This window comes from Planctomycetota bacterium (genome assembly GCA_016235865.1).
GTDB lineage: Bacteria > Planctomycetota > MHYJ01 > JACQXL01 > JACQXL01 > JACRIK01.
On record JACRIK010000030.1, the window covers coordinates 18,222 to 37,851 of the forward strand.

Annotated in this window: 15 protein-coding genes and 1 tRNA gene; 5 read left to right on the forward strand and 11 right to left on the reverse strand. The window is 48.5% G+C overall.

What is annotated here, in order from left to right:
* The first annotated feature begins 6 nt into the window (after nucleotides 1-6).
* The 4 genes from HZA49_09560 (at nucleotide 7) to HZA49_09575 (ending at nucleotide 5,960) form a co-directional block, all read left to right on the forward strand.
* Nucleotides 7-1,545, forward strand: a complete 1,539-nt coding sequence (locus tag HZA49_09560) for a YifB family Mg chelatase-like AAA ATPase (protein ID MBI5779685.1) — start codon at nucleotides 7-9, stop codon at nucleotides 1,543-1,545.
* Nucleotide 1,546: 1 nt separating this feature from the next.
* The gene (locus HZA49_09565) at nucleotides 1,547-3,460 is read left to right on the forward strand and encodes a YgiQ family radical SAM protein (GenBank protein MBI5779686.1); all 1,914 of its coding nucleotides are present in this window, start codon (nucleotides 1,547-1,549) and stop codon (nucleotides 3,458-3,460) included.
* A gap of 135 nt (nucleotides 3,461-3,595) precedes the next feature.
* Entirely contained in the window at nucleotides 3,596-4,144 is a 549-nt protein-coding gene (locus tag HZA49_09570; GenBank protein ID MBI5779687.1) for a hypothetical protein, read from the forward strand.
* A gap of 898 nt (nucleotides 4,145-5,042) precedes the next feature.
* On the forward strand, nucleotides 5,043-5,960 hold the full coding sequence (locus HZA49_09575) for a helix-turn-helix domain-containing protein (protein ID MBI5779688.1): 918 nt from the start codon (nucleotides 5,043-5,045) through the stop codon (nucleotides 5,958-5,960).
* Nucleotides 5,961-5,965: 5 nt separating this feature from the next.
* Here HZA49_09575 and HZA49_09580 read toward each other — a convergent pair whose 3' ends face one another.
* The 8 genes from HZA49_09580 to HZA49_09615 form a co-directional block, all read right to left on the reverse strand.
* Entirely contained in the window at nucleotides 5,966-7,666 is a 1,701-nt protein-coding gene (locus tag HZA49_09580) for a ChaN family lipoprotein (GenBank protein ID MBI5779689.1), read from the reverse strand.
* A 71-nt stretch (nucleotides 7,667-7,737) separates the two neighbouring features.
* Nucleotides 7,738-8,598 (reverse strand): 3-methyl-2-oxobutanoate hydroxymethyltransferase, encoded by an 861-nt coding sequence (panB, locus tag HZA49_09585; GenBank protein ID MBI5779690.1) that lies wholly within the window; start codon nucleotides 8,596-8,598, stop codon nucleotides 7,738-7,740.
* Nucleotides 8,599-8,782: 184 nt separating this feature from the next.
* Nucleotides 8,783-10,489: a PAS domain-containing protein gene (locus HZA49_09590; GenBank protein MBI5779691.1), complete on the reverse strand. Its 1,707-nt coding sequence runs from the start codon at nucleotides 10,487-10,489 to the stop codon at nucleotides 8,783-8,785.
* Nucleotides 10,490-10,507: 18 nt separating this feature from the next.
* Nucleotides 10,508-11,728, reverse strand: coding sequence for a type II secretion system F family protein (locus HZA49_09595; GenBank protein ID MBI5779692.1), 1,221 nt, complete (start codon nucleotides 11,726-11,728; stop codon nucleotides 10,508-10,510).
* Between the two features lie 36 nt (nucleotides 11,729-11,764).
* A complete protein-coding gene (gene tadA / locus HZA49_09600; protein MBI5779693.1) occupies nucleotides 11,765-13,483 on the reverse strand; it encodes a Flp pilus assembly complex ATPase component TadA in 1,719 nt (572 codons plus the stop codon).
* A 15-nt stretch (nucleotides 13,484-13,498) separates the two neighbouring features.
* Nucleotides 13,499-15,214: a Flp pilus assembly complex ATPase component TadA gene (gene tadA, locus HZA49_09605; protein ID MBI5779694.1), complete on the reverse strand. Its 1,716-nt coding sequence runs from the start codon at nucleotides 15,212-15,214 to the stop codon at nucleotides 13,499-13,501.
* Nucleotides 15,215-15,223: 9 nt separating this feature from the next.
* Nucleotides 15,224-15,679 (reverse strand): hypothetical protein, encoded by a 456-nt coding sequence (locus tag HZA49_09610; GenBank protein MBI5779695.1) that lies wholly within the window; start codon nucleotides 15,677-15,679, stop codon nucleotides 15,224-15,226.
* A 21-nt stretch (nucleotides 15,680-15,700) separates the two neighbouring features.
* Nucleotides 15,701-16,885, reverse strand: a complete 1,185-nt coding sequence (locus tag HZA49_09615; protein ID MBI5779696.1) for an acetyl-CoA C-acetyltransferase — start codon at nucleotides 16,883-16,885, stop codon at nucleotides 15,701-15,703.
* 112 nt (nucleotides 16,886-16,997) lie between these two features.
* On the opposite strand from HZA49_09615, the gene HZA49_09620 reads away from it, so the two are divergent.
* Nucleotides 16,998-17,069: transfer RNA gene (locus tag HZA49_09620), tRNA-Thr, on the forward strand.
* A 30-nt stretch (nucleotides 17,070-17,099) separates the two neighbouring features.
* On the opposite strand, the gene HZA49_09625 is transcribed toward HZA49_09620, so the two are convergent.
* Genes HZA49_09625 through HZA49_09635 form a run of 3 tightly spaced genes read right to left on the reverse strand, consistent with a single transcriptional unit; the run spans nucleotide 17,100 to nucleotide 19,619 of the window.
* Entirely contained in the window at nucleotides 17,100-18,095 is a 996-nt protein-coding gene (locus tag HZA49_09625; protein ID MBI5779697.1) for a hypothetical protein, read from the reverse strand.
* Nucleotides 18,096-18,111: 16 nt separating this feature from the next.
* Entirely contained in the window at nucleotides 18,112-19,116 is a 1,005-nt protein-coding gene (locus HZA49_09630) for an NAD(P)-dependent oxidoreductase (GenBank protein MBI5779698.1), read from the reverse strand.
* Between the two features lie 50 nt (nucleotides 19,117-19,166).
* Complete coding sequence (locus HZA49_09635; protein ID MBI5779699.1) at nucleotides 19,167-19,619, reverse strand: DUF192 domain-containing protein; 453 nt, start codon at nucleotides 19,617-19,619, stop codon at nucleotides 19,167-19,169.
* Between the last annotated feature and the right edge of the window lie 11 nt (nucleotides 19,620-19,630).

Here is a 19,630-nt window from a genome sequence, read left to right on the forward strand (position 1 = left end):
AAGGAAATGATAAGCAAGATTATCAGCGCGGCGGTTAAGGGCATTGATGCCTGCCCTCTGGAGATAGAGGTCGATATCACCCGCAAGCACCTGCCCAATATCATCCTGGTCGGCCTGCCTGATGCCGCGGTCAAGGAGAGTATTTCACGGATTCTTACCGCCTTTACCAACGCCCATTACAGGTTTCCGGGCGAGAGTAAAATCACCATCAATCTGGCCCCGGCTGATATCAAGAAGGAAGGCCCGGTTTATGACCTGCCGATTGCCCTGGGCATCCTGGCCTCGTCCGAACTGATTAACAAGGATGCGCTGAAGGATTACGCGGTTATCGGAGAACTGGCTTTAGACAGCAAGGTTAGGCCGATAAAAGGCGCCTTGTCTATGGCCATGCTCTGCCGGGAAGAGGGCATAAAAGGAATTATCCTGCCCAGGGAGAATTCGGCCGAGGCCGGGGTGGTGGACGGCCTGGAGGTCATCGGCGTCAGGAATCTGGCCGAGGCAGTCGGGTTCCTGAATAAGCAGATTGTTATTAAGCCAACTATTATAGATATAGATGCCATATCCAAAGAGACCGATGACTATGACCTGGATTTCTCAGAGGTCAAGGGCCACGAATATGTCAAGCGGGCGCTGCTGGTCGCGGCCAGCGGGATGCATAACTGCCTGATGATTGGGCCGCCCGGATCGGGCAAGACCATGCTGGCCAAGCGGGTGCCGACTATACTGCCCAACCTGACCCTGCAGGAGGCCTTAGAGACCACCCGCATCCACAGCGTTACCGGCCTGTTGCCGTCCGGCCAGGCCCTGATAACCGTCCGGCCGTTCCGCGCTCCACATCACACCTTATCAGAACCGGGCCTGCTGGGCGGCGGCGCCTATCCCAGGCCGGGCGAGATAAGCCTTTCTCATAACGGCGTCCTGTTCCTGGATGAACTGCCGGAATTCCACCGGAATCTGCTGGAAGGCCTGCGCCAGCCGCTGGAAGAGGGTGGCATCACTATCGGCCGGGCCACCACCTCGGTCAGCTATCCGGCCAAGTTTATGCTCATCGCGGCCATGAATCCCTGTCCCTGCGGGTTTTACGGCGACAGCCGCAAGGAATGCCGGTGCACGCCCCGGCAAATCCAGAACTACATCGGCAAGATTTCCGGGCCGCTGCTGGACCGGATAGACATCCATATCGATGTGCCGGCCATTGCCTACAAGGAACTGTCCGCCAAGTCCGAAGGCACCTCGTCAAGCCAGATGAAACAGAGCGTGCTAAAGGCGCGCCGGACACAGGCCGAACGCTTTAAAGCGGAGAAGATTCTGGCCAACTCCCGGATGAATAACCGGCAGGTCAAGAAGTTCTGCAAGCTGGACGAAGAATCGGATGCGCTGTTAAGGCAGGCCATTGATGAACTGGGCCTGTCAGCCCGGGCATATACCCGCATCCTCAAGGTAGCCCGGACCATTGCCGATATCGAAGGCGCGGCTGATATCAACGCCCAGCACATCTCCGAGGCCATTCAATACCGCAGCCTGGACCGCAATAGTCGCATATAATATGTTTTTACCCACTACCATAGAAGAAGCAAATAAACTCGGATACAAGGAACTCGACATTATTCTGGTCACCGGCGATACATACATAGACAGCCCATTTATCGGAGCGGCTGTTATCGGCAAGGTGTTGGTTAATGCCGGGTTTCGGGTCGGTATTATTGCCCAGCCGGACATCAAGAGCGACAAGGATATCACCCGCTTGGGTGAGCCGGAACTGTTCTGGGGCGTTACCGCCGGTTCGGTTGATTCAATGGTAGCCAATTATACGGCATCAAAGAAACACAGACGTAATGATGATTTTACCCCGGGTGGAGAGAATACCAAACGGCCGGATAGGGCATCTATTGTCTATTCCAACCTGATAAAGAGATACTTTCCCGCCATTCGGCGGGACTCCGCTTCACAGCTCCGTAAAAATACCAAGCCCATTGTCCTGGGCGGGATAGAGTCCAGCCTACGTCGGATTGCCCATTATGATTACTGGGATGACGCGATCAGACGCTCAATACTGTTCGATGCCAAGGCCGATATCCTGGTCTATGGAATGGGGGAACAGGCAGTGGTGGAATTGGCTCATGCGCTAAAAACCCAACCTGTTTACACTGAGCGTAGCGAACACCGCAGTGACCACGAGCCCCTACTGGGGCGTAGTGAATGTGTCATTCCCGTCCAGCCGAAGGCGGGAGGAATCCAGAATTGGCAGGATATTAAGGGCCTCTGCTATATATCAAGTGAACCCAGGAAAGACTATATGCTCCTGCCATCATACGAAGAGGTTAAAGATGATAAGCATAAATTCATAGAGATGTTTCACACCTTCTATAACAACAACGACCCGATAACGGCTAAGGGCCTATGCCAGAAACAGGATACCAGATACCTGATTCAGAATCCGCCCTCGGAGAATCTGACCACAAAGGAACTTGATGCTATCTATGAACCCAGCCCCGGCACGCAGGGGCTGGGCGAGCTGGATTATGAGAATGAGGTGCATCCGTACTACCTCAAGCAGGGCAAGGTTCACCCCCACACTAAAATCTTTGGTGTGGGGGTAAAAGCCTTAGAGACCATCAAATTCTCCATCACCAGCCATCGGGGCTGTTACGGCGAATGTAATTTCTGTTCCATCACGGTCCATCAGGGCCGGACTGTTATCTCGCGCAGTCTTGAATCCATCATCAGGGAGGCGGAGAAACTGGCCAAAATGCCTGATTTCAAGGGCTATATCTCTGATGTGGGCGGCCCCACGGCCAATATGTATGCCATAGAGTGTGCTAAGAAACTAAAGATTGGAGCGTGCGTAGCCGCAGCGGAGTCCCGATTATTTCGGGACGGGGGCAAACGATGTCTCTATCCTAACATTTGTAAAAACTTAAAGATAGACCATTCCAGACAGATAGAACTCCTGCGGGGCTTAAGGCAGATACCGGGCGTCAAAAAGGTCTTTATCGGCTCAGGCATTAGGCACGATATGGTCATGGAAGACGCCAAATACGGGCTGAAGTATCTGGCTGAGGTGGTCGAGCATCACACCTCAGGCCAGCTCAAGATTGCGCCGGAACATACGGAAGATAATGTATTAAAACATATGGGTAAACCGAATCGGGATTATCTCAAGCGGTTCAAGGATGAATTTTATCGACTTAACAAGCAGTTTGGCAAGCGTCAATTCCTGACCTATTATCTCATCGCCGCGCATCCGGGTTGTTCGTATCAGGATATGCTGGAATTGAGGAAATACACCCGTCAGGAACTGAAAATCACGCCCGAGCAGGCCCAGGTCTTTACGCCTCTGCCATCCACCTATTCGGCCCTGATGTATTATACCGGGATCAATCCTTTCGCTGATGAAAAGATATTTGTGGAAAAGGATATTGCCAATAAGCAGAGACAGAAGGAAGTGATTACTAAATAAGTGTTTGAAACCACAGATTTCACAGATTACACTGATTCATCAGAAATGACTTGACTGATGATAGGTGATATGTATTCTATTACTGTATTACATGTTATTAGTTTATAATTAGAGTTAAACTGAAAAGTATTGTTTATGGAATTAGCTGAAATAATAAAGAATATAGCCGATATTCTGAAGACTCACGATTCAACAAATCCTAGAGACGAAGAAAAGAATTTTAAACCCGGAATTGGTCCTTTAGAAGAAACTCAAATTGTCCAGGAAATAGCGAAGCGTCTTATGGAAAAGGGAGTTGCTTCACAAATACATCAAGCTCCTGATTTATCAATCAATGATGAATGGGCCATTGAATTCAAGTTGGCTAGACCATTTGGTGATAACGGAAAGGAGGCTGAACATTGGTCTAAAAAGATTTTGCATCCATATGAAGGTAACAAATCTTTGTTAGGCGACTGCTTGAAATTAATGAGAGAAAAATCTTATCCTAAAAAAGCAGTTATTGCGATCGGTTATGAACATAATCCTGCAAAAATATCATTGGATCCTGCAATAAAAGCTGTAGAGGCGGTTGCGGCCGGTGTTTTAGACATTAAATTATCTGAACGAATAGAAGAAGTACGCGGCGATTTGGTCCATCCAGTGCATGAAGTTTTGAGGGTAATAGGGTGGGAAGTGAAATAACTGCTTAAAAGACATGTAAGACATATTCGGAATTATACTTCATAACATGAATTACACCTTCCCTAACCCCTTGAAATACAAGGATTTACTTGGGAAATGTGCTACGTAGCACATTTTAGCCCCTCCGCTTTGTCCTATGGGCTAACTGGCTCTATTCCCGACAAAAACTGCCGGGATAAGAGCCGGTAATTCATTACATTCATAACCGGCTCTAATGTGTGACGTCACACATTTTTACCGGCTTTGTTGGACGTCCAACATTTGACCCTACCATCTTATCTATGTAACCATATCCCCTATGCAGGAGGTTGGGCTGGGGTATGAGAGGTGCTCAGCCGGGGTATGAGAGGTGCTGAGCTGGGGTATGAGAGGTGCTGAGCTGGGGTATGAGAGGTGCTCAGCCGGAGTATGAGAGGTGCTGAGCCAGGGTATGAGAGGTGCTGAGCTATGGTATGAGAGGTGCTGAGCTGTGGTATGCGAGGTGCTCAGCCAGGGTATGAGAGGTGCTGAGCCAGGGTATGTGAGGTGCTCAGCCAGGGTATGCGGGGTGCTGGGCTATGGTATGAGAGGTGCTGAGCCAGGGTATGCGAGGTGCTGAGCTGGGGTATGCGAGGTGCTGAGCTAGGGTATGAGAGGTGCTGGGCCAGGGTATGCGGGGTGCTGGACTAGGGTATGGGAGGTGCTGGGCTAGGGTATGCAGGAGGCCCCTATCCCCCTATGTCATATTTTGCCTGATACAATATTTTATGAAACGCATCATCGGCCGGATTACGCAACGTCTTATTTATTCAGTGTTTATTGACAATGACCGGCCGGGAATGCGGCTGATTTCTCTTGAAATCAGGCGAAAACATGCATAGATAATACTGAATCAAGATTAACCCCCGCTCATATATTTATGCAAAAATATGACATTCCTGACTTGAGTTCCGAGGAAGGCCACCGGCTTTTTCATTACTTCCGTTGGCCCAAGGGCATCAGATGCCCCAGGTGCAACGTCCTGCAAAACAAGATTTACCGTGATAAGAAAACCAATCGCACCAAATACTACTGCGAGAAGTGCCGGTTATGGTTCAATGATTTCGCCGGCACCATCCTGGAAGGCACGCGGCTGTCCCTGAGCCAGTGGTTCAAGGCCGTATATATGTTCCTGAAATCAAACGCCACGGCAGCCGGGGTGGCCAGCGAGCTTAAGGTTAACCGCAATACGGCCCAGGCGCTGCATAAGAAAATAAACCGGGAAAAATTATGGTGCCAACTACTGCTTAACCGGTTTTGCGGCCGGACCAAGAATCGGGCGGTGGTCCAGTTTTCCCTTAAAGAGGTGGCTCATTATCTTGATATGAGCCGGCGCAATCTTTATCGGCTGGTCAAGAAGGGGAGTATCAAGGCCGTCCGGTCTGGTGGCCAATGGCGCGTCTATCCGGAAGAGGTTCAGAAATACCTGGCGGCCAAACTCACGTATTACGGGATATCCGGCAGATGGGCGGTCCGGGAACACCATTTCTTCCGGCCCGAGGTGCTGGATAAATACCGTAAAGACCCGGTTGAGTATTACATAAACGAAGACGTTTATCAGGGCTGGGTGGGTTCCAACAAGGACCATCACTATGTCCAGAAACTATTGGAGATAGCCGGTCGGAAACGATGGCATGCGGTCGGCCGGATGATATATTATAATATCCATTATTTCAGGATGATTACGCCCGAAGGCCGGCCGGCCTTGGCCGTCAGCCACCGGGATTACCAGGAAATGCCGGACGAACAGTATGTGCATTGGTCGGGATTTATAATTTCCGAGGGACGTAAGGGGTAAGTCGCCTACAAATGGTCGGTCTTGCGGATGTAGGTTTCCTTGATGGTCTGGGCACGCTGGATGAGATGCAGGTATTTTTCCAGCGGCGCTTTTCGGTGTTTGAGGGAATCCTGGAAGAGCGAGCGAATCTCGGCCCGCTTGATTACGCCCTGCAGGACGCCATCATAGAGTTTGTCGCCCAGCATATAGCCCAGGGCGTGTGAGTTGCCGATGAATTCATCCGTAGAGAGATAGGATACCTTTTTATAGGTCGGCCATTTATTCGTTTCCGTAAACTCCTTTTCCCGTTTCTTGTGTTCTACTACGAATAATGATATCTGATAGACCTCTTTGAGATGCCGGGTAGTCAGGCGTTTGCCCTTGTTTTGGGCCAGAAAGTCCACGAAATCCAGTTCCTTGTAGCACATCCGCTTGTGATTAATCACCTTGGAGCCAAAGAATCCCATGGCCTCGCGCAGGACGGCGTAGTAGAATTTGTCCTGTGTAGAGCGTTTTGCTTTATGGGTTCCACTTTCTGTGTATTTGTGATGGATGAAGTGGGACGCCTGTTCCGCGGCGTGGTTTAACGAGAGGTTAGTGAGACAAATGGTATCCGCATCCTCGATAAAGTAACTCTCGGTCTTTAACAGGTCGGTTTCAAGGTGCTTGGCCTCTTCAGCCGAGAGGGTTTCTTTCTTGATGTGTTTCAATAATTCCATATCCTGGGCCGTGCAGACGGTGAGCGAGTCGGTCTTGGGCACCTCCATCTCCAGGAATTCGCAGATAGTTCTGATTAGCTGGGCTACTTCGTCAATAAATGAGGTGCCGATATCGCCATCCGACCAGTCCTGATGCGCCGGATGGGTCTGCATCTGGCGCTCTTGGTTATACCAGTGGATGCAGGATTGGAACAGGGTCAGGGGCGTGCTGTTCATCACGCCATAGACATTGTCCTTGATTTTGACCACGTCTATCTTCTGTTCCTCGCCGGCCAGGGCCAGTTGCCAGTAGATGCGTTCGCTGTTCTGGCAGATGATGAGTTTCTTGGGCGGCGGAGTGATAATCTTATCCACCTGCAGGGGCAGGTGGTTCTCGCTGATATGCAGGTCGCCGAACAGGATGATGATAACGGCATTGGGGTTGTCAATATGGGCCTTGGCAATTATTTTGGCGGCGACGGAGTCGCGGCGGTGCAGGGACGAGACCTTCTCGCCTTTGGTTGAGAGCGACGGCTCGGAATTCAGGGCGATGACCTTGAGTTTATGCTCGCGGGCATAGTCCAGGATGACCTTATAATGGCTCCATTCAAAGCCCCAGGTTTTGTCGTAGTCAATCGCCTTTAGGAAGGCGGCCTCATCCGTCTTATTGTCCAGATACTGGTCTAAGATATCCTGGTGTTTGCCCTGAATCATTTCCAGGGCAAGGATAATCGGGCGTTGCGCCACGGCTTTCGGGGCGATTAAGCAGGCCTCCAGCAGGCGAATCAGGGTTTTTTGCGATTGCCTCAGGGTATGATAATCACCCAGATAGACAATATCAGACGCCAAAACCTGTTCGACTAATTCCTGCTTGGTGGCCGTGCGCTCATAACGGCTGGTGAGGTGCTTGTAATCCTCGTAGTATTGGTCAATCTGGGGGTTATGGCGGCAGTAGTCCTGGTAGAGGTCGGTCTTGAGTTTCTTGACCAGCCGTTTCTGGATTTCGATCAGTTCTTGGCGGACGGACATAGGGTATCAGTAGTCAGTAGACAGTATGCAGTAGTCAGTGGGGAAGGGAATGATTATACACTGTCTTCTGTTTATTTCTTTTTATTAAGGTATTCTTCCAGCTTCTTTAGTTCGGCTGGAGAGATAGAGAACGAGTGTTCGGGCTGGGGGAACTGGCGGTTCTTGACCTCGACCTGGTACCGGCCCAGGGCTTCTCCGATAACAGATGCGAGATTGGCGTACTGTTTTACGAACTTGGGCGTAAAGAGCTGGTATAGCCCGAGGATATCGTGGATGATGAGGAGTTGGCCGTCAACCGCATCGCCGGCGCCGATGCCGAAAATCAATACGGATGAGCGTTCGCGGATAATCGCCGAGACCTTGGTCGGCACGCTTTCCAGGAGTATTGCGAATGCGCCGGCTTCTTCCAATGCCTTGGCGTCCTGGACCAGCGCCAGGGCGGTGTCGGCGTCCTTGCCCTGGGCCTTGAAGCCGCCCAGCATAGAACTTGATTGGGGCGTCAGGCCGATGTGCCCGACCACCGGAATACCGGCATTGACAATGGCTTTGACCTTGTCGGCCACGCGGACGCCGCCTTCAAGTTTAATAGCGTCGCAATTGCCTTCCTTCATAAAGCGCCCGGCATTGCGCACGGCTTCTTCCACCGAGACCTGGTAGGACAGGAAGGGCATATCGCCGATAAGAAAGACATTGGGCGCGCCGCGCCGGACGGCCTGGCAGTGTCCAATCATGGTATCCATGGTAATGGGCAGGGTGGAGGAATTGCCGTAGACGACCATGCTGGCCGAGTCGCCCACCAGAATCATCTCAATGCCGGCCTGTTCCACCAGGACGGCGTTGGGATAATCGTAGGTGGTAATCCAGGAGATGGGCTCGCCTTTCTTCTTCAGTTCATAAAGATACGGGATGGAGATTCTTTTTATTTCGGCCATAAGCGCACCTCTGACTTTCTAAATTACCGTATATTGTAAAGGGTCAACCCCGTTAGAAGCAGGTCGCCACGGGCGACCGTATCATCGAATCTTTAACTTAGCGATAATTCTATTGCTGATATAGATATTTATATGAATATGGAACCAAATACTTCTAACGGGGTCAAGATATTTTGAAGGCATTTTAGCCCTGCGGTAGCCAGATAGAGAAGGTCGTGCCTTTGTCTAATTTACTTTCCACCGTGACGTTGCCGCCGTGGTTTTCGATGATTCGCTTGGCAATGGAGAGCCCCAGCCCGATGCCGTCTGATTTGGTGGTGAAGAACGGGTCGAATATCCGGGGGATATTATGCGGCTGGATTCCCTGTCCGCAATCGGTGATTTCTATCATAATACCTTCCTGTGAGGATATAAGCAGGGGGTTGGTGGATTTACGGGCTTTTACGGAGATGTCGCATTTTTCGCTGGCCGATGATTCCAGGGCGTTAATAATGATGTTATAGATGACCTGCTTGACTTGCTCGGCATCGATGTGGCAGATGAGTTTGCCGGCCGGCAAATCTGTTTTGATTCCAATTCCGTTTGGCGGGGCCTGGCGTATCATCAAAACGACCTCATTGATGATTTCCACGACATTAGCCGGCTGGACAACCGGTTTGCGGTCACGGGTAAAGTCAATAAAGTTGCTGACCAGATGGTCCAAACGCTCGGATTCTTTTATAATGGTTTTTATCAGGGTATTCTGGTCTTCGGAGAGCTGGGATTTGAGTTGGTTGGATATTTCCTGGACCCCGCCCCTTACGGAAGTGAGGGGATTACGGATTTCGTGGGCGATACCCAGGCTCATCTCACGCAATGAGTTGAGGAATTCACTCTGCTTCGAGATGTCCTCAAGTTTCTGCTTCAAGGTGATGTCGTTGATGATGACAATAAATCCCTTGAGTTGCATATCATCCGACTTGAGGAGCGAGGTTTTTATCTCCAGCAAACTGCGTTCCTGATTATGAGGTGAAGGTATATTCAGGATAAACGGCAGCTGGGAATCGGTTTTGGGGGAATCCTGGTTTAAGAACGTCTGGCTGAAGGCCAGGAATTTATCCTTTTGCTGCTTGTCCAACCTGGCCGCATCGTCAAGGAATTCTTTTAATAAGGTATCGGTGGGCGGATTTTCCAGCGATGATAGTTTGATGCCGAACATCTGCTGGACCGGCGGATTGGCATACATAACCTTGCCTTGAGGGGAGAGGACCAGGATGCCGCTGGTCATATTCTGGAGGATTCTGGCCTTAAGCAGCCGTTCGTAATTCAGGGCGATGACCAGGCGTCCCACGAAAAAAGCCACGAAGTGGATGATAATCGTGAAGAATAACAGGTATGGGAAGATAAACCTGAAACCCTGGGCGATATTTTTGACATAGTCCGGCGGCAGGAGAGGCAGGTCAAACCGGCCGGTAGCGCTGAATGAATAGATGATGGTAATCAGCGCCAGCAGGATGGCAGAAACACTGGCAAAGAATAGTCCAACCTTGGCTGAGATCAGGATATTTGCCGCCAGAATCAGCGCAAAATATATGGAGACGAAAATGCTGGCCGAGCCGCCGGTGCAATAGGCCAGAGAAGAGGTCAGGATGATGTCAACGCCTATCTGGAGCAGGGCAATGGTTCTTAAATTATCGCGGGCTATTTTGAGCAGGATCAGGTAGATGATATTGCTGAAACAGGCAATGGTTAGTATGATGTAGGCGGCCAGGAAGCGCGGTTGGAGAAAAAGGGTTTCCTTTAGCGGAAACTGGGAGATGATAACGGCCACCAGGGCCAGGATGGCGATGCAGAGCCGCCAGAACAGGACCCATTTCAGGCGTGAGAGCAGGATATTATGAGGTACTTGCATTAGGATGTTCTGCCAGCACTATTTTTTCTTGCCAATTGATTTCTGTATTTCGAAAATAGGCATCATTATGGCGATAACGATGCCGCCGACAATTACGCCCATCATACCAATCATCAGCGGTTCAATCATAGAGGTTAATCCCTCGACGGCAGTTTTGACCTGCTGGTCGTAGAATTCCGATATTTTTTCCAGGAGGGATTCCAGGGCGCCTGATTTCTCGCCGATGCCGATCATCCGGGTAACCATGGGCGGGAATATTTTACTCCGGCTCAGGGGCTCGCTGAGCGTTTCCCCCTTGCGGACATTTTCCTTAGCGGTATTTATGGCATCCTCAAGGAGCCGGTTGCCGGAGGTAGAGGCGACGATTTCCAGGGCGCCTAATATCGGCACACCGCTTTTAATGAGCGTCGAAAATGTGCGGGCAAAACGGGATACGGCTACTTTCTTAAACAGGTCTCCGAAGACCGGCAGCCGCAGGCTGAGCCAGTCGTAATAATATGCGCCTTTATTGGTTTTGATAATGGCCATAAGCCCCACGATAATCCCAATAATTCCCGGGACCCACGCCCAGTAGTAGGATTTCATTATCAAACTGATCAGCATAAGTACTCTCGTAGGCAGGGGCAGGTCTACCCCTAATCCCTTGAATATTTTCTCGAACTGGGGGATGATGAAAACCATCAGACCGACGACAATTAAAAGAATCAATGTAAGAGAGATGACCGGGTAAGTCATGGCTGATTTAATTTCACGTTTGAGTGCCTGGGCGCTTTCCAGATATTCCGCCAACCTGATAAGGATTATGTCCAATTGTCCGCTGGCTTCGCCGGCCTTAATCATGTTGATGTATATTTTCGAGAAAACTCTTGGGTAGGCCGTTATGGATTCCGAGAAATCAGAGCCGCTGCGCACTTTCTCAATAACCTCGCCGAGGACTAATTTTAACCCGGGCTTATCGATTTGTTCCTGCAGAACCTCAAGGCATTCCAGAAGGGGGATACCGGCTGAAATCATTGTGGATAACTGCCTGGTAAAGATAACCAGCTCTTCAGTGGATGCCTTTTTAGCCGGGGTTGATGAGAATAACCCACCGCTTTTTTTACCGGCTTCCTCGATAGTCAGGAGCGTCAGTCCTTTTTTGCGTAATTCGTTAGTGGCTTCAATACGATTGACGGCATTGACAGTGCCCTTGCTTTGTTTGCCGGTGGTTGACCTTGCCGTGTATTTGAATTCTTTCATAATCTCATGGTCTCCTCGATTTCAGGATATTATAGATTAAGTATTCTTTGATACTTCGTCAATGGATGTCAACCCCTGCATTGCTTTAATGATAGCACCGCGCCTGATAGTTGTCAAACCTAATTTGTTAATGGCGTAATCGCGGATTTCCAGCGGGGAAGAATCGTTGATAATCATTCTTTTTATCTCGTCATCCAGCTCCAGGACTTCATAAATAGCCACGCGCCCTTTATAACCTCCGGTGCACCGTGAACAGCCCACCGGCTCAAAGAGGGTGGCTTTGCTTATGTCGTCTTTCTTGAATCCGAGAGTGAGTAATTTTTTCTCATCAATGGTTTTTATCGGTCTCTTGCAATTGGTGCATAATTTTCGTATCAGGCGCTGGTTAGCAACCAGAAGGACTGCGGAGGAAATCATAAAACGGTCAATGCCCATATCAGCCAACCGTGAAACCGTGGAGACGCTGTCATTGGTATGGAGCGTGCTGAAGACCAGGTGGCCGGTGATAGCGGCCTTGACTCCGATATCGGCGGTTTCCAAGTCGCGCATTTCTCCAATCATAATGATATCGGGGTCCTGTCTTAAGATGGAACGGAGCGCCGCGGCAAAGGTCATGCCCTGTTTGGCGTTAACCGGCACCTGAATGATACCGGGGAGCTGATATTCCACCGGGTCTTCCACGGTAATGATGTTATCCTGCGGGTTGAATATCTTCTTGACCGCGCAGTAAAGCGTGGTGGTTTTACCGCAGCCGGTTGGTCCGCTTATCAGGACCATTCCATAAGAAGCGTCAATGGCCTTTTCGAAAGCCTTGAAATCCTTTTCTTCGAACCCTAAATCCTCAATTTTTAGGTTCAATGCCGATGAGTCAAGGACTCTCATCACGACTCTTTCTCCATGGACAGTTGGTATGATGGAGACGCGGATATCAACCCGCCGGTCCCCCTTTTTTATCTGGAACTTTCCATCCTGCGGAAGGCGTCGTTCGGCAATATCGAGGTGTGATATAATTTTAATACGTGAGACTACGGCATTATGGAGTTTCTTTGGCGGCGCAAATGCTTCTTGCAGGATACCGTCATAACGGAAGCGGACGGAGGTTTTCTTTTCATATGGTTCAATATGAATATCCGACGCCCCCTCATCCATTGCCTTGGAGAGCATCATGTTTACCAGCTTGATAACAGGGGATTCGCCGGCTTCATCTGATATTTGCGTTAAATCCAGTTTTTCATCCTTGTCCGCGGTGGATTTGCTTAATTCTAAATCAAGTGTTTCTCCGGACATATCTTCCATTAATTCATCCATTTTGTGTTCTTCGGGGTGATATGCCCGGACAATGGCATCTTTTATCCAGCGTTCCAATGTCAAAACTAATCTCAACTCGCATTTACTCAGGATTCTTAAATCGTCCAGTTTCACGACATCGAAGGGATCTGATACGGCGATGGTGAGAATATTGCCTATCCGGGAGATAGGCAATATATTATATTCGGTCGCTTTTTTCTCGGGAATTACCACCACCACTTTTTCGTCAAATGTGATTCTTTCAGGCACCACCGGCGGTATATTTACATCTGAAGATATGGCGGACAGCAAAGTGCTCTCGTCTATTACTTTTTTATCAATAAGAAGGTCAACAAAGGTCTTTTTCTCCTTATCGGTTAGCGCGATTATCTCTTCGGACTTTTCCTGGGTTATGGCTTTATTCTTTAATAGAATGCGGTTAAATTTCTTGTCGATACTGGATAACATAATGGATTAATTTAGTTATACTTCGGTCATCCTCAGGACTTCTTCAATAGAGGTTTTACCGCGTAATATATTAAGTATGCCGCAACGCCTTAAGCTGATCATGTTTTTTTGTTTCAGGGCATAATCCTTGATATCCATGACCGAGGAGCCTTTGATAATCATCCGGCGCATTTCATCGTCAATTTCCAGGGCTTCCAGGAAGGCAAATCGGCCTTTGTATCCTTTATTACAACGCGGACAGCCAGTGGGGCGATAAATAGAGGATGATTTGCATTCCGATTCCTTGAATCCGATCTCCACCATTTTTTCTATTACCGGTAACTTTTCCATCGGTTTCTTGCAGCTATCGCAGAGTTTTCGGGCCAGGCGCTGGGCGGCTATCAGAATTACCGAGGAGGCCACCAGGAATTTGTCCACGCCCATATCAATTAACCTTGAAATGGATGAGGCGGCATCGTTTGTATGTAAGGTGCTGAGAACCAAGTGCCCGGTCATGGCGGCTTTAATGGCAATGTCAGCGGTTTCGCCATCTCTGATTTCTCCGACCATTATTTTATTCGGGTCTTGGCGCAATATCGAACGCAGGGCTGTAGAGAAAGTAAAACCTCTTTTAGGGTTTATAGGGACTTGTCCGACCCCTTCTAGCTGGTATTCAACCGGATCTTCCACGGTCATTACGTTATCTTCTACGGACATGATTTCCTTAAGAGCCGAATACAATGTGGTGCTTTTACCACTGCCGGTTGGTCCGGTTACCAGAAGCATGCCGTATGGGGTATTGATTGCCCGCCGAAAGGCATCTAATGCTTCAGGCTCAAATCCCAAAACATCCAGGCCCATGGTAATGCTTGAGGAGTCAAGAACACGCATCACGACCTTTTCTCCAAAAATAGTAGGCAGGGTTGAAACGCGGAAATCTATCTGCCGTCCTTCGAACTTAATCTGAAATTTGCCGTCCTGAGGGATTCTTCTTTCGGCGATGTCAAGAGAAGTCATAATTTTCATTCTGGAAATAATCGCATTAAATATCTTCTTGGGGGGCGACATGGCTTCGTGAAGGACGCCGTCTTTGCGGTAACGAATCGAGACCATTTTTTCGTACGGTTCCACATGGATATCGCTGGCTTTTTCCTCCAGCGCCTTGTAGATAATTTTATTGACGAATTTAATAATCGGTGCGTCCTCGCCTGATTTGGTTAGCTCGGCGATGCTCATATCATCGCCGGTATCGATTTTCGTTATTTCGACATCATCCGTTAAGCTCTCATCCAATAATTTTTCCATTTCCTTTTCGCCGGGGTTATAGACAAGCTCTAATTTCTGCTTTATTTTTGCCGGCGTTGAAATGACCATCCGGATGTCGCAGTTGAAGAGCATTTTGGCTTCGTCGAGTTTTACAATATCATAGGGGTTAGAAAGAATAACCGTTATGAGGTTGTTAAGCTTATCTATAGGTATCATGCTGTATGATTCCAGCCGCTCTCTGTCGAATGACAGGACTAAATCCTCATCCGGCTGAATTTTATCTATATCGATAGGGGGAATATTAGTATCCAGGGCGACGAGAGCCAATAGGGTTGCCTCGGGTATGACATTGTTCTTGAGAATAGTATCCACATAAGACAGGTCGCTGTTGAGTGACTGGCTGATAATTTCCTGGTTTTTATCAGCGGTTATGATATTTTGCTTGAGAAGCAGGCTGCTTATTTTTTTATCTAAACTCGTTTTCATCTTGAGTAATTACGGTTTCTTTTTATCGCCGCTCTGCATTGATTGCATTATCTGTTTAATCTGAGAGCTGGTGCTGACGAACGCGAATATCTGGCAAGAAGTCTTCTTTTCTATCTCCTCAAATATTTTCTCGCCGAGGGGCGATGAGATCGCTATGATGATGATATTGCCGATTTTATCGAGGATGATGAACTGCTTCATAAAATCGACCGGCATAAGGTTAAACGCTTCTTTAGTGATGTTGTAACGGGTGGCGTCTATATAGGGTAAATTGAACTGGGTTGACATGGCGGCGGCGATATCCAGTTCGGTGACATAACCGAGTTTAATTAAATTCTCGCCCAATAACCCGCCGGTCTTTTGCTGCTCGCTGAGTCCTTCCTGGACTTGTTCATTGGTGATTAATCCCTCATTAATGAGGATTTCCCCTAATTTTCTTTTAGTTATTTTTGTGATATTTGGCATATAAGTATTTTATTGGTTTTTTTATATTAATTCAATTGCCAGAGCAACAGCGTTGCCGCCTCCGAGGCATAGCGTTGCCAATCCTTTTTTTAGATGGCGTTGTTTTAGGGCGTAAATAAGGGTTGTTAAGATTCGGGCGCCACTGCACCCAATTGGGTGTCCCAGGGCAACGGCGCCTCCGTGGATATTGACTATTTCCGGATTAGCCTTTAACTCGTTGGTTACCGCCACAGCCGCGGCCGAGAATGCCTCGTTGATTTCTATCAAGTCAAAGTCGGTTATTTTCATCTTTGTTTTTTGCAGCAGGTTCTTTACCGCCTCGACCGGCGCCATCATTACCCATTCCGGCGAGAGACCTCCCGCGGCATAATCTATTATGCGCGCCATTGGTTTTAAGCCCATCTTTTCCTGTTTCTCGGATGACATTATCAGCAGGGCGCTGGCGCCATCGCTTATCTGAGATGCATTACCCGCTGTAACCGTTCCGTTTTCCTTGAACGCAGGTTTTAACTGTCCCAGTTTTTCTGCCGTGGTATCTTCGCGCATGCCCTCGTCTTTATCTAATGTGATAGGTTCCTTGCCTTTTGGGGCGGGTATTTTAACGGACATGATTTCATCCTTAAAACTGCCTTCTTTTGCTGCTTTAACCGCTTTTTGGTGGCTTTGGGCGGCAAAGAAGTCCTGCATTTCACGGGAAACTTTATATTTATCCGAGACCAATTCAGCCGTAATGGCCATATGGAAATTATTATAGATATCCCATAAGCCGTCCAAAACCATGGCATCCACAAGTTCCGCGTGCCCCAATCGTTGCCCGAATCGCGCAGACGGTAAAACATACGGGGCATTGGTCATGCTTTCCATTCCGCCGGCAATGATTGACTGTGATTCTCCAGCCTTGATTGAATTAGCTGCCAGCATAACTGCTTTTAAGCCTGAGCCGCAGACCTTATTTATTGTCAGGGCGGGGACTCGATCCGGGACGCCGCCATAATGCGAGGCTTGGCGGGCCGGGTTCTGTCCCAATCCGGCAGCTACGACATTGCCCATTATTACTTCATCAACAATATCCGGCGAGACACCGGCTCGTTTAATTGATTCCGCTACTACCAGGCTGCCTAATTTTGGTGCCGAGAATGTACTCAATGAACCGTTAAATCTCCCAATGGGCGTGCGAACCGCACTTATAATCATAGCCGAATTCATAACTCGCCCTTTCTATGTTTCAAAGCGCAATAAATTCCTTGACTCCTCTTACGGATAAATTATAATTTAATCATCACTGATATGGATTTCCCCAGACTTCAATGATATTAAGGCTAGCCTAGCTCAATGGCAGAGCATCCCGTTCGTAACGGGAAGGTTATGGGTTCGACTCCCATGGCTAGCTTTACCTATCACACAGAAGCAACCGCCTGGTTTATTTCTTAATGGTCAGTTTGCCTTTTACGCCTATTTTCTGGAAATCCAACAGGCATTTGGTCGCTTCTTCTTTAGTTACATCTTTGAGAATAGGCACCAACAGGCGGGTTGTCAGTATCTGTGCCTGTTTCACGGGGATGCCTTTCATTTTTGCTATCAGTTCAGCCGTGGCCACTTTTTTCTCCGGGGGTATTGAAGTCAGGAATACGCTGCAGGTGCATAATTCCTCGGGAATGGGTGCCGTGCCAGGTTCTTCAACGGCAACTGGGGCCTCTACAATTTGTCCGTTTTCTTCTGAGCCGTTTTGGGTGGCCGTAGCCGGGGCTTCTTTGTTGCCATCAAGAATATCTATGGGTTCCAGGACATCGGCGTTATTCTGTGATTGGTCTTCTACCGGGGCTAATTCCACAACCTCATCGCTGTCTGAACCTGACTTGGTATCTGTCAGCGGCGGTAATTCCACCACGTCGCTTTCGTTCATATCCGGTGTTGGTTCCTTTGGTTTCACTCTGGTTGATGTAGTAGTTGATGTCTGTTTTAGCGGAGTTTCTTCTTTAACCTGGAGGTAACGAGCCAGGGGGTTGCCAATTCTTTTGAAGACAAATGTCTCGGCGCAATTAGGGCAGACAAAGGCATTACCGCGCCATTGGAAATCCACATATTTAATCAGTTCGCCTGTTGGGGCTACGGCGTAATTCGGCATCTTACTGGGCCAGACCACGCGCGGGATAGTCGGTGACAGGCGGGTGGAAATCATAAATTCTATTCCCGCCTTGGAAAGATTCACCAGGCGGTCTTTTAGTATTTTGAGAGTGTCTTTATTCAGGCCGGTCAGTAACACTATCGGCGCGCTTCTTAATATCTGCTCGGCCGGCTCTATTTCTAATGAGAATGAGTCTGCAAACTGCTCAATCACGGAAGGAAGGTTATGTTCAGCTACCCGCATAATTATTAAGTTATGGCCGGCTATTATTTGGCTTGATTCTGGATTCATAAATTACCTCCTATATCTAAATCCAACCATTTTCCGAATACCAGTTTGCTGTTTCTTTCAGCCCTTTTTCGATGGGCGTTGAAGCCCCAAAACCAATGCCTATTCTAATCTTTTCAGTCAGACAAGTCCAGTAATTCTGACTTAATTCCAACACTTTTTGGCTGTTTATCATGGACGGTTCACGGCCTAAGATATAGCAGAATCCTTCGTATATTTCCGCCGCCGTTTTGATAAAGCCGTCTGATAGTTTAACGCTGACGGCATTTTTGTTGACGATGTTACTGATGATTTTAATAACCTCATTGATAGAGTAATACTCTTTGTTAGCCACAAAGTATGTTTGGCCGATAGCGCGATGATCTTCTGCAGCAAGAATAGTGGCGTCAATCAGGTCATGGACATATATCAGACTGATATGTTTTTTATGGTTGAATTGCGGCTTGATGCCGCGGGCAGCCGCCTGGAAGAAAAATAATAAACCGCTGTCACGGGGGCCGTAAACCGGAGGCGGCCTGAGTATTGTTATGGGTAATAATGCATCATAGCTCTTTACGGCAATTTCGCCCTTGAGCTTGCTTTGGCCGTAATAGGAAATCGGCCGGCAGGGGGCATCTTCGGTTATTCCGTTAATGGTATCAGACGGCCCGGCTGCGGCCAAACTGCTTAAATGCAGGAAACGTTTCAGGTTTTTGTTATTTGCCTTGGCCATGGCTTCTATGAGATATTTGGCGGCTAGGAAATTGGCCTGGTCATAATCTTCAGCCCGATACGCCTTTATCAGCCCGGCCAGATGATAGACATAATCAGCATCTTTCAGGATATATGTTAAGGTGTTATAAGAAGCGGGGTTTGAGATGTCCAGATTAACAAACTTGAGGTTATCGGAGTGGGGGAGCGACTTAAGGTGCTGCAGGTTGCTGGTGTTTCTGCAGACGCAGTGTACCTCGTATTTTTTCTGTAACAACCGTTCAACGAGGTGCCCGCCGACAAAACCCGTTCCGCCGGTAACCAGAACTTTCATAGGCCAGAGATAATAGTAAATTTATCCGGTTAAGGCAATAAAAATGGTTGCTACCGCTGCTGCAGGCGATTTCTGAGGGATGGCGGGAATAAGACGATATCGCCGGCTTTAACCTGATTGTCCTTGAACCAGCCGCGATTGGTTTCTAATGCATATTGCGCCGGAGCGCTTGAAGTAATGCTTTCTAAGCTGAATGGTTTCATATCCTGGATTTCCAATATTGAGCCGTCCGGTTTGATAAAGGCAATGGAAAGCGGTATTGAGGTGTCTTTCATCCAGAAATTCAGTATCTTTCCCTCCGGGTAGGCAAAAAGCATTCCGTGGCCGGGCGCTAATGAAGTCCTGTATTGAAGTCCCTTGGCGCGCGTCTGTTCAGTGTCTGCCAGCTCTATCACGATTGATTTCCCGTTGATGGTTAGTTTATAGGTTGTCGGTGTATCCGACTGGCATCTCAACAGGAATATGATGCCTAGTAAAATGAATAATAAGCGTTTTATCGGCATGGCCTGATTTT